Raw genomic sequence first — 11765 nt, 5'->3', positions numbered from 1 at the left:
CGTTAGATAGGTACGTGAAATATATCCAGCAGTTAGGATATAGTGTTCAATTGAATCCTATCCCATAGTCTTCCCTTTTTCAAAAAAAACGAAACGTTTTTTTGGGGTGGTGGGTCTTTTTTTGTCAAAAACCCAGTCTGCGGCGCATTTTCCGATATTTTTATTTTCGTATTAAACCGAACACAATTCGGATGCTGCACCAGTCGGCTAAACGAATGGGTTAGTGTATTCGTTGGCAAAGAAGGGGTTGTCCCAAAAGCAGCGATACTTCCGTTAATGGAGAATCGCTGCTTTCTCTGTTGTGGAAGAGAATTCAAATGATATTCTCTTATGATTGGGTGTTTCGTTACCACTTAAACAGCGGAGCGTCCACTCAAGTGCTCACGTTGACTCTACTCCGCAATAAAGGGCTGTCCTAAGCAGCCATTTCATGGTTTTTAGGACAGCCCCTCTCCGCTAGTTTTATGAAAATGTCCGAATTCGCTGAACCTGTTCCTTCACGAAATTCCCAATATAATACAAACTCAAGGAAGTTTCTCCCCGCGCGAGGTGATGTACAGCTCATACCATTCCTTGCGGGATAGCTCCAGCTGGTCTGCGCCTGCACAGGCGGATATCCGCTGCGGATTCACAGTGCCGATGACGGGCTGAATAGCTGCGGGATGCGTCATCAGCCAAGCCAGGACGATAGCCTCGGGTGTCGTAGCCTTCTCGTCAGCAAGTCTCCGTACCATGGCCGCTGTATTCACAACATTGTCCGGCTGGCCGTCAAGCGGCCGTCCGCTGAAGAGTCCCTGGGCCAGCGGGCCCCAGGCCTGTAGCTGGATGTTCCCGGCACGGCAATACTCCATGGTGCCCTCCGGGAACGTAATGTCCTTCCACGGGTCGCGGTTCACGCCGAGTACGGCGTCGACCCAGCTGATTTTGGACAGGCTCATATGCAGCTGATTGACTATGAACGGCTCGTCGCAATAAGTCTGTAACAGCTGGATCTGGGCGGCGCTCATGTTGGAGACGCCGAAGTGGCGCACCTTGCCGGAGGCCTTGAGCTGATGCAGCGCTTCCGCCACCTCTTCGGGGTCCATTAACGGATCGGGGCGGTGCAACAGCAGAATATCAATATACTCTGTGCCCAGCCGTGTGAGAGTTCCATCAACACTGGACAGAATGTGCTCCCTGGAGAGGTCGAAGCTATTAGAGAGTTCGCCTGGCTCCATCAGCTTGATGCCGCATTTCGACTGAAGCAGGATGTCCTCTTCTCCGCTTTGCCCCGGGTATAGATATCCGCATGGTCAAAAAAATTAATACCTATCGACAGCGCTTCATCCAGCGCCTCATGCCCCTGCTTCATATTCGCAGCGGTGACCGGTTCGCGGTCCCAGCCTCCTCCCAGTCCCATGCAGCCCAGCGCGATACGGCTGGCAGGTATGCCGCGCTGGTTAAGGGGTAACGCCTTCAGCAAAGTGATCCCTCCATAGTATTCAGCTTGAGAATGCTCCGGTTATGCTACCGGACAAGCCTACACCTTTAGAACCCGGTGTGGTATCGCTTGTCGCTGGAGGAACGGTGCTTCGTGGTCTCTTTATCCTTCTCTTCCTCTTTCTCGAGTGTCAGGTCCTCTACGGGTATCGGGTCCACATGCTGCTGGCTCTCATCTACATCGAACAGGCTGGGCTTATCTGTAGGGTATTGCTCCGGGTGGTCACGCTCGTCTCTGATCGGCTTTTTGTCATCGCTCATAGCGGCTTCACTTCCCTTTCCAGAGTATCCGTCAGGCGGGGGTTGGCATTCAGTCCAGTTGCCTAAGCCGCTCGCCGGCGGTTTGCTCCCTACATAAACACATATTGTCTTCGCTAAACAGTTACAGCGGCTGAAATCCGCGATACGAGGACGTACTCCAGACACCAAAGGGACTGCCTGCTGCCGGTAACGGCAGAATAGACAATCCCCCTGGTTCATAGGTATTTTATTAGTCTCCGATAATCGGTCTGCCGATATCATCCAGTCTGCGGACGGCTACATCCTCATACAGGCGCTTCAGCCATTTCAGCTCGGTCTGGCTATGTTCATATCTGCCGTACATCATATGCAGCACCGAGCGGGGCACGATGGAGATATGCTCCTCGTATACTTGATAGGCATAATTCACCTGATGCTCCGCCTCCCGGATGCGTTCCTCCAGCAGCTTCGCCACCTTGCCCTGGTCGATATGACGCGCGAGGGCCAGGGCCATGTACAGCGGATGATACGGCGGATCACTTTTCTTAATCTGCTGGAGAATGAGCTGCTCCATCAATTCTTTGCCTTTATCCGTAATGCGGTAGATGGTCTTATCCGGCCGGTCCGGGCTGTGAATGATCTCCACCGCCTCGATGTGGCCGCCTGCGGCCAGTTTGTCCACGGCGTAATATAAGGAACCGGTCTGAAGCTTGATGACTTGATCCATAGAGCGTTCCTTCATGACCAGGGTAATCTCGTAGGGATGCATATTCCGCTCCAGCAAAAGTCCCAGAATCAGCAGCTTCATCGGCATGGGCTTACCGCTGACCTTGATTTGCACCGTGCTGGCTGCCCTGCGGCAGCAGACGGTCCTTCGGCATCAACAGGACGAAGACCACCGTAAGCACCGCCGGAACGATGGCCCACAAGAAGGTATGCGAGATCGATGAAGACAGTGAGTTCGTGATTTTCTCCAGGACAGGCGGCGGAATCTGCGCTCTCGCCTCGGGTGTTAACGCGGAACGCGGGTCGCCGAAGGAAGCGGCCTGACCGCTGTCTCCGAAGGCTGTGCTCAGCTCGGAGGCGAAGTGGTTGCGCTGGATAATGCCGAAGATTGTAATCCCCAGCGTCATCCCGAGCGAGCGCATGAAGGTACTGGTGGACGTTGCCGAACCGCGCTGGCGCATGTCGAAATGCTGGATCGAAGACAGGCTGAGCACGGAGAAGGAGAAGCCCACACCGAAGCCGGTCAGCGCCATGAAGGCATTAAGCGCCATCCGGGGGGTCTCCGGGGTCAAGGTGCTGAGGGAGTAGATCCCCCCCACGAAGCAGACTGCTGACAGCAGCATGATGTTGCGGAAGCTCGTTTTGGTGGTAAGCAGACCGCCGGACTGGCTGCCGATTACGGTACCGATCATCATTGGCATCAGGATCAGGCCGGAATTGGTGGCGGAGCCGCCGTATACCCCCTGGACGTATATTGGGATATATACCGTTGCTACGATGAATGCTGAACCATAGAACAAGCCAAGTATACTGCTGGTTGCGAACAGGCGCTGCCGGAACATGGCGAAAGAGATGACCGGCTCTGCCGCGAATTTTTCAATGATAATGAAGGCGATCAGAAGCACGGCGAACGCAGCGAACAGTCCGAGAATGGCCGCAGAATCCCAGGCATACTGGTTACCGCCAAGCTCCAGGGCGAACATCAGGCAGATGATACCTGCCACCAGGGTGAACGCGCCGCCCCAGTCAATCCGTTGCTTGGAATGCGTGATGGATTCCTTGTAGGAGGTCATAATAAGGAAGAACGAGACAATCCCGATGGGCAGGTTAATATAGAAAATCCAGTTCCAGCTCACATATTCGGTGATATACGCACCAAGCAGAGGCCCAATCACACTGGAGATTCCGAAGACAGCACCGAAGAGTCCGGTGAGCTTACCTCGTTTCTCAGGCGGGAAGATGTCAAAGACAATCGTGAAGGCAATCGGCATGAGTGCTCCGCCGCCAATCCCTTGTATCGCACGGTAAATACTGAGCTGGGTAATGCTCGCCGACGTTCCGCACAGGGCGGAGCCGATCAGGAACACGATAAGCCCGAAGATGAAAAACCGTTTGCGTCCGTACATATCGGACAATTTGCCGAAGATTGGGGTTCCGGCCATAACCATGACCATGTAGGCGGAGGTGACCCAGACGATTTTATCCAGTCCCCCGAGGTCGGAGACAATCGTGCCCATAGCTGCGGCAACAATGGTGTTATCCATGGCTGACATCAGAATACCGAGCAGCAGTCCGACAATGACGAGCTTGAGATTACTTTCTTTGCTGTGCATGTTAAGCTCCTTTATGTTTAAAATTCAATGGAATTTCATTATAGTCAAATTTGAATAGGGTGGCAATTGTTTTTTTAAAGAGGACATACAGGTTGGGATCTGCTGGGAACTTGCATGCGTGTACTTGGTATTCCTTATCTGCCGGTCCTTTATTCCTGCTGCAATAGGGCAAAGTATCTGGAGGAGGGAAAAAGGCTGCTTGTCACCTGAGGTCTTGACATACCCATGGGGGGTATATTATATTGGTAATAAGGAGGCTGATTCCTGTGTCTACAAATGAGAAGGACCCTGCCGGACAGGATTGTGCAGAAGCCTGCCATTCTACTGCTTCCGGTGTGCGTAAGAGTCATCATTCCCCGGAATTCAAGAATGGGCTGACGACCCGGCTGAACCGGATTGAAGGGCAGATCCGCGGAGTCAAAGGCATGATTGAACGGGATACCTACTGTGATGATGTGCTGAATCAGCTGGCGGCGGTGCAGGCGGCCCTGAACAGTGTGGGCAAGCTGCTGCTTGAAGGCCATATGAAGAGCTGCATTATCGAACGGATCGAAGCCGGTGAGCATGAGGTGATTGACGAACTGCTGGTTACGGTGAACAAGCTGATGAAATAAAGGTTGTGCTTTGTATGGGATTTAATAGTTCGAATTCTCCAGGCTGTGGTGAGGAAGAAAAAAGAATAACGACCAAGGGTCTGATTGTACTTTGTGCAATAGAATTCCTGCTTAACGATTAAAATATCCATTCTATTGTATTCCGTACAATTGAAGTCAGGGAAATAAGGTGAAAGTGCCTAAAAGCAGAAAAACTAATGTACAAAATACAATAGATTCCACTCAGAGGCTGATTTATCCGGCATCTGTTGTATAAAGTACAATCAAGCACAGCTACCCCTTCCTCACGGAACAATCTATATATCCGGCTGTAGAATATGAACACAAATTAAGCGTGTACCAACAATAATTAGGAGGTTATTCAAATGTCGAACGTAACACTGAATGTTGAAGGAATGTCCTGCGGTCATTGTGTAAGTGCTGTAGAGAAGGCTGTGAGCGGTGTAGGCGCTGCAGCGAAGGTGGATCTGCCGGCGAAGACGGTGGCGGTTGAATTCGATGAGAATGCGGTAAGCCTGGATAAGATCAAGGCCGCTATTGAAGATCAGGGCTACGACGTAGTGTAAGCTAAGGTTTGTAATATAAGGGCTTGGAGCAGGGAACCCTGGGGTACAGGGCCGGGCGCCAATGCCTTTTCTTTTCAAGATAAATATACCCCTTGGGGGTATGTGGAGGTGCATGAGGATGGAAAAGAGTACAGAGGCCGCCCCGCAGCAGGCAACGCTGCAGATTACCGGCATGACCTGCTCCGCCTGTGCGGCGCGGATTGAGAAGGGCTTGTCTCGCATGGAGGGGGTATCCCGGGCGAATGTCAATCTGGCACTGGAGCAGGCTACGGTGGGCTTCGACCCGGCGGTTATGGATGTGCCGCAGATCGAGGAGAAGATCCGCTCCCTTGGCTACGATACGCTGAAGGAGTCGGCGGATTTCGATATTACCGGCATGACCTGTGCCGCCTGCTCGGCGCGCATTGAGAAGGTGCTGGGACGGATGCCGGGGATCGCGGCTGTGAATGTCAACCTGGCGCTGGAGACTGCGCATGTGGAATATTCGCCGGGCAATGTCAGTACAGCCGAGATTATGGATAAGGTGAGCAGCATCGGCTATAAGGCGTCACTTAAGCAGGACCGGAAGGATATCGCGGAGCAGCGCAGTGAAGAGATTACACGCAAGCGGAATAAGTGGATGATCTCCGCGTTGTTGTCTCTCCCGCTGCTCTGGGCCATGGCGGGCCACTTCTCGTTCACAACCTGGATCTGGACGCCTGAGCTATTCATGAATCCCTGGTTCCAGCTTGTGCTGGCGACCCCGGTTCAGTTCGTGATCGGCTGGCAGTTCTATGTCAGCGCCTATAAGGCGCTGAAGAATGGCAGTGCCAACATGGATGTGCTGGTGGTGCTGGGTACCTCTGCGGCGTATTTTTACAGCTTATACCTGACGATTGATTCTCTGAAAATGAGCGGGATGCACCACACCGTGGAGCTGTACTTCGAGACCAGTGCGGTTCTGATCACGTTAATTCTCGTAGGCAAGTGGTTAGAAGCGCTGGCCAAGGGGCGTTCGTCGGATGCGATCCGCAGCCTGATGGGGCTTCAGGCCAAGACTGCACTGGTGCTGCGTGACGGCGCGGAGCTGAGCATTCCCGTGGAGGATGTAGTGATCGGCGATATTGTGCTGGTGAAGCCCGGCACGAAGGTGCCTGTAGACGGTGAAGTCGTTGAGGGGTTGTCCTCCGTCGATGAATCCATGCTCACAGGCGAGAGTATCCCGGTGGAGAAAAAGCCGGGGGATTCTGTTATCGGAGCTACGATGAACAAGAACGGAATGCTGCGGGTTAAAGCCCGTAAGGTCGGCCGTGATACGGCGCTGGCACATATCATTAGAGTCGTGGAGGAAGCGCAGGGCTCGAAGGCACCGATCCAGCGGATTGCTGATGTCATCTCCGGGATCTTCGTGCCGATTGTGATTGGTATTGCTGCTGTAACCTTCGGGGTCTGGTATATCTGGGGAGCGCCGGGGCAGTTTGCAGAGGCCCTGGAAAAAGCCATTGCGGTGCTTGTCATCGCCTGTCCTTGCGCACTGGGACTGGCGACGCCAACCTCCATTATGGCCGGGTCCGGCCGGGCCGCCGAGTTCGGCATCCTGTTCAAGGGCGGGGAGCATCTGGAAGCTGCGAAGGGCGTGAAGGTGGTTGTCGTGGATAAGACCGGGACCGTGACCAACGGCAAGCCTGTATTGACCGATATTGTAGCAACTACCGCAATAGCTGCGCAAGGCCGGGTGCTTGGCGAGAACCGGCTGCTGGCCATAACAGCGGCTGCGGAGAAGCTCTCGGAGCATCCGCTGGCGGAGGCCATTGTGGCTGGAGCACAGGGTAGAGGAATCGACCTGCCGCCTGCGGGCCAGTTCGAGGCGGTACCAGGCCGCGGGGTGTCGGCGGTAGTGGACGGCCAGAAGGTAAGTGTAGGCACACGGCGGATGATGGTGGAGAACGGGCTGGATATCGAGCCGTGGACAGGGATCATGACCCGGCTTGAGCAAGAGGGTAAAACAGCGATGCTGGTAGCCGTGGAGGATGCGGTAGCGGGAGTGATTGCCGTGGCTGACACGATTAAGGATACCTCACGCGAGGCAGTAGCCCGGCTGCATGCTATGGGTATTGAGGTTATCATGATTACCGGAGACAACAAGATTACGGCCCAGGCGATTGCGGATCAGGCGGGCATCCGCACGGTTCTGGCGGAGGTGCTGCCTGAGGGCAAGGCGGAAGAGATCCGCAGGCTCCAGAGCGGCGGAGTCAAGGTAGCAATGGTCGGTGACGGCATCAACGATGCTCCGGCGCTGGCAACCGCGGATACGGGCATGGCGATCGGCACCGGCACCGATGTAGCGATGGAGGCGGCGGACATCACGCTGATGCGCGGCGATCTGATGAGCATCCCGGATGCGATCCTGATGAGCCGCAAGACCATGCGCAATATCAGGCAGAATCTGTTCTGGGCGCTGGCCTACAACACGCTCGGCATCCCGATTGCGGCGCTCGGCTTCTTGGCGCCCTGGCTGGCCGGAGCCGCGATGGCCTTCAGCTCGGTATCTGTTGTACTGAACGCGCTGCGTTTACAGCGCGTCAAGCTGTAAGAATGATGCGGCCATCCGCAGCCGGATTCGTCCGGACGGACAGAAGGCCGCAACGCAAAGAATCGCCGGTGTGTATCTGCCGGCGATTCTTTATTTTAGAATATTAAGAAGTTATATGTTTCACACGATAACTTATCCTTCTAGGCGAATTCAATCTATGCTGCTTTATTCGCTGGCTGCTGCGGAAGCCGCAGCGGTCTTTTTCCGGCCCAGCAGGTTCGTGCCAATAACCCCGGCGATGATCAGGAATGATCCGATCCAGTGATAGACCGTGATCTGCTCACCCAGGAAGATCGCTCCGGCTGCAATGGATACGATGGTGGAGAGGTTGGTGAAGACGCTCATGAGTGAGGCCTCGATTTTGGATAAAATATAGGTTGAAGTCAGGGTTGTGACCAGCGAGGCGACCACCCCCAGATATACGGCGGACAGGACAAATGTTGTGCTTCCCAGCGGATTCAGGAAATCCCCGAGCGTGCCGCTGACTGTATGTCCGGTAAGCGAGATGATCAGGAAGGTGGCGAAGCCGACTCCCATCATCAGATAGCTGAGCTCAGCAGGGCTGAAGTGGCTGGAGAGGGAGCGGGCCAGCACACTGTACCCGGCAAAAGCGAGACAAGTCATGAACAGCAGCACAATCCCGGTCATATTGGACAGCTGAATGCCGCTTCCCTTCATGACGAAGATGAATACCACGCCGAATACCGAGAGGAAGATACACAGCTTTTGCAGCAGGGTGGTCTTCTCCTTCAGGAAAATCGAGGCGATGATCATCGTCACCACCGGAGTGAATGAATAGAGGATGCCTCCCTCGGCTGAGGTGGCGCGCTGAAGTCCGAAGACCTGCAGGGTGAAGAAGCCGAGCGGATACATCGCGGCGAGCAGCAGGGCCCGGCCAATCGGCTTGCCCCGGTAGGAAACCTTGACCCAGCCGAGGGCGACCGGAACCGACATCACGGCAAACGAGGCGGCGAACCGGAAGGTCAGCGTGTCGAGCGGCCCGGCATGAACGAGAGCCACTTTGGTGAACAGGAAAGAGAAGCCGATAATGACCGCATTGAGTACGGCGAAGCTGTAGGCCAGCTTGAGTCCTTGTTTGTGCATGGGTACATCTCCTTATAGGTTAGTGAAGATTGGATGCTGTAAACATTCGATCTATTACTTTAAAATTAAAGGAAAAGGCGTACACCAACAATACAAGCTTTCCTCAACTGTACCGGTACAGTCTGCCGCGATCCTATATAATAAGGGAAGAATAATAGGATAAAATACACGGCATAGTAGGGTAATGACGGCGAACGGAGGCGGGCGATGAACAAATATCATCAGGTGATCACAGAGCTGGAGCGGCAGATGAAGGAAGGGCAGTACCGCCCGGGGGATAAGCTGCCGTCTGTGCGCAGTGCTTCAGAAATCTACGGCTGCAGCGTCAGTACGATTCTGAAGGCATACGGGGAGCTGGAGAGGACGCATACAATCTACTCTATTCCGCAGAGCGGCTATTACATGGTGGACAAGAGTGACGATTCGGCAGCGGCGGGGAGCGAAGGGACGGTTGATTTTGCTTCGGCTTCGCCGGATCTGAACGTCTTTCCGTACCTGGACTTCCAGCATTGCCTCAATAAGGCGATTGATCAGTACAAATACCATCTGTTCACCTATGGTGATGCCCTGGGGCTGGAGACGCTGCGCCGCACCCTGGTGTCGCATCTGGCGGAGTATCAGGTGTTCGCCAAGGCGGAGTCGATTCTGATTACCTCGGGGATTCAGCAGGCGCTGGAGATTCTGGCTAGAATGCCTTTTCCCAGCGGCAGAACGGAGATTCTGGTGGAACAGCCGGGGTATGATATTTTTTTGCGGTATTTGGAGGCTGAGGGCCTGCCGGTGAGCGGAATCGGGCGTTCGGCGGCGGGCATTAACCTGCAGGAGCTGGAGGAGAAGTTCGCCAGCGGGAGATTTAAGTTTTTTTATACGATGCCCAGATATCACAACCCCCTTGGGACAACCTACAGCACAGAGGAACGCAAGGTCATTGCCGGACTGGCAGCCAAATACGATGTCTACATCGCCGAGGATGATTATATGGCGGATCTGGGGATCGGACGGCGTTATGACCCGATCTATGCGTATGACCAGACTTCCCATGTCATCTATCTCAAAAGCTTCTCCAAAATCATCTTCCCGGGCCTTAGGCTCGGTGCGGTGGTTGTGCCGCAGCCCCTATTGGAGGCCTTCCGCTCCTATAAAGGCTACACCGATACCTCGCTGTTGTCACAGGCTGCGCTTGAGGTATACATCAAGAACGGGATGTACGGGCATCACAGGCACAAGATCAAAGCCATGTATGCCAAAAAAATCCGCGCGGTATACGAAGCACTCGGGCGGCATAATACAGACGGCTTAATCGAAGCCTCTGCGGACAGCTCCGGCATCTATATCCAGTTCAAGCTGCCGCTCACCGTCAACCTGGAGCGTCTGGTCAAGCGCCTGGCCGGGCGGAAGATCCGCGTGGTACCCGGGAATGGCTTCTATCTGCCGGGTTACCAGACCCGGGACAAATTCCTGCGCATCAGTATTTCCCGGGCGGGGCTTACGCAGATTGATGAGGGAATCCTGACGGTTGTCCAGGAGGTGAAGCGCGGGAGCGGGTGGTAGGGGCCGTAGAGGCCGTAGAGGCGGAAGAAGAGGAAGAAGAGGAGCAAGAGGCGAAAGAGGGCGGAAGAGTCTGAAAGAGGCTGGAAGGGAGCCACTCTTGTTGTATGGGCCGCGAAATGGGATCATAATAGGCTTATATAGGAGTGAAGAGAGGTGGGACGATAATGAAAATAACGAATGAAACCCTTGAGCTGTTGAACCGTCATACCTCTGTCCGCCAGTACCAGGACAAGCCGGTCAGCGACGAGCTGCTGTCAGCAGTGATTGGAGCGGGACAGATGGCTTCGACTTCCAGCAATGTCCAGGCGTACACAGTTATTGCTGTAACGGAGCCAGCACTGAAAGCCCAGTTATCTGCCTTATCCGGCAATCAGGCGTACATCGAACAGTGTCCGGTCTTTCTGGTCTGGTGTGCGGACCTGTACCGGCTGCGGGAAGCGTCCGCTCCGCATTTGGAGGGGAAGCCGTCCTATGAGGACACGGCCGAGAATCTGATTGTAGCGACTGTCGATGTGGCGCTCGCCGCGCAGAATGCTGCTGTTGCCGCAGAATCGCTCGGCCTTGGCATTGTCTACATCGGCGGCATCCGCAATGAGATCGCTGCGGTATCTGAACTGCTCGGCCTGCCGGAGCTGGTCTATCCGGTCTTCGGCATGTGCCTCGGATATCCGGCCGCTGTGAACGGCATCCGCCCGCGCCTGCCGCAGGCGGCGGTGCTGCATCATAACGGCTACAATGCCGAAGCCGCAGTGGAACAGGCCCAGGTGTACGACGCGATCTCCAGCAACTACATGCGCGAGCGTACCGGCGGCCAGAGCGCAGCCTCTTGGTCGGAGATGATGGCCGGCCGGCTGGCTCAGCCTGCCAGGCTGCACATGAAGGAATTCCTGCTCAGCAAGGGATTCATGCAGAGGTAGTGAACAGAAAGGCCTTCTCCAGAGTCTGTGGGGGAGGCCTTTTTTTGATTGGGGGAGGATGGACCGAACGTATGCGTAAAACCGAATACTGTAGGCTGGCGCGAAGGTACGCAGGCTCAGTACGCCACAGCCAGTAACAAATATTGAATTTCCTGCAAGAAGTGCAACAATGCTGCCGAAAATAAGCGGCTTATGCGGAAATCGTGCACGAAATGCAACAAAGCTAGCACAAACTTGCTCAAAACATCGAAATTCCTGCAAACGATGCAACAATGCACCGCAGCTAGTAACATGTCTAGGGCGTGTCTGAAAACTAATCATATTGAAGCTACTTCAACAGAATCATCGCGGAAGCGAGAAAGGCAAAGCTTAAAAAGTTTCGA

9 protein-coding genes and 1 pseudogene are annotated in these 11765 nt (G+C 54.5%); 5 read left to right on the top strand and 5 right to left on the bottom strand.

Going from position 1 to position 11765, the window contains the following annotated elements; translation table 11 throughout:
* Positions 1–524: 524 nt before the first annotated feature.
* The 4 genes and pseudogenes from C162_RS25105 to C162_RS25090 all read right to left on the bottom strand — a co-directional run bounded on the left by C162_RS25105 (position 525) and on the right by C162_RS25090 (position 4058).
* A pseudogene (locus C162_RS25105) lies at positions 525–1462 on the bottom strand (aldo/keto reductase).
* 65 nt (positions 1463–1527) lie between these two features.
* The gene (locus tag C162_RS25100) at positions 1528–1740 is read right to left on the bottom strand and encodes a hypothetical protein (protein ID WP_036699028.1); all 213 of its coding nucleotides are present in this window, start codon (positions 1738–1740) and stop codon (positions 1528–1530) included.
* A gap of 229 nt (positions 1741–1969) precedes the next feature.
* Positions 1970–2560, bottom strand: a complete 591-nt coding sequence (locus C162_RS25095; protein ID WP_327196393.1) for a PadR family transcriptional regulator — start codon at positions 2558–2560, stop codon at positions 1970–1972.
* The gene (locus C162_RS25090; protein WP_036699026.1) at positions 2538–4058 is read right to left on the bottom strand and encodes an MDR family MFS transporter; all 1521 of its coding nucleotides are present in this window, start codon (positions 4056–4058) and stop codon (positions 2538–2540) included. The genes C162_RS25095 and C162_RS25090 overlap by 23 nt, the downstream gene beginning before the upstream one ends.
* Before the next feature lie 335 nt (positions 4059–4393).
* On the opposite strand from C162_RS25090, the gene C162_RS25085 reads away from it, so the two are divergent.
* From C162_RS25085 to C162_RS25075, 3 genes are all read left to right on the top strand, one after another.
* Entirely contained in the window at positions 4394–4672 is a 279-nt protein-coding gene (locus C162_RS25085; protein WP_235218520.1) for a metal-sensitive transcriptional regulator, read from the top strand.
* 365 nt (positions 4673–5037) lie between these two features.
* Positions 5038–5238: a copper ion binding protein gene (locus tag C162_RS25080; protein WP_036699020.1), complete on the top strand. Its 201-nt coding sequence runs from the start codon at positions 5038–5040 to the stop codon at positions 5236–5238.
* A gap of 118 nt (positions 5239–5356) precedes the next feature.
* Positions 5357–7810 carry a heavy metal translocating P-type ATPase gene (locus C162_RS25075; RefSeq protein ID WP_036699018.1) on the top strand — a complete coding sequence of 818 codons (2454 nt, stop codon included), beginning with the start codon at positions 5357–5359 and terminating at the stop codon, positions 7808–7810.
* A 165-nt stretch (positions 7811–7975) separates the two neighbouring features.
* Here the strand turns inward: C162_RS25075 and C162_RS25070 are convergent, their stop codons facing one another.
* Positions 7976–8914, bottom strand: a complete 939-nt coding sequence (locus C162_RS25070) for a DMT family transporter (protein ID WP_036699016.1) — start codon at positions 8912–8914, stop codon at positions 7976–7978.
* 207 nt (positions 8915–9121) lie between these two features.
* Here C162_RS25070 and C162_RS25065 point away from each other — a divergent pair, with 207 nt between their 5' ends.
* Both C162_RS25065 and nfsA read left to right on the top strand, forming a co-directional pair.
* Positions 9122–10465, top strand: a complete 1344-nt coding sequence (locus tag C162_RS25065) for an aminotransferase-like domain-containing protein (protein WP_036699015.1) — start codon at positions 9122–9124, stop codon at positions 10463–10465.
* A 164-nt stretch (positions 10466–10629) separates the two neighbouring features.
* Positions 10630–11382 (top strand): oxygen-insensitive NADPH nitroreductase, encoded by a 753-nt coding sequence (gene nfsA, locus C162_RS25060; protein WP_036699014.1) that lies wholly within the window; start codon positions 10630–10632, stop codon positions 11380–11382.
* Positions 11383–11765 lie beyond the last annotated feature (383 nt).

Source organism: Paenibacillus sp. FSL R7-269 (assembly GCF_000517865.1).
In the GTDB taxonomy this organism is placed as follows: domain Bacteria; phylum Bacillota; class Bacilli; order Paenibacillales; family Paenibacillaceae; genus Paenibacillus_AQ.
The sequence above is the reverse complement of the archived record's forward strand: the minus strand, read 5'-3'. Positions and strand labels throughout refer to the sequence as shown.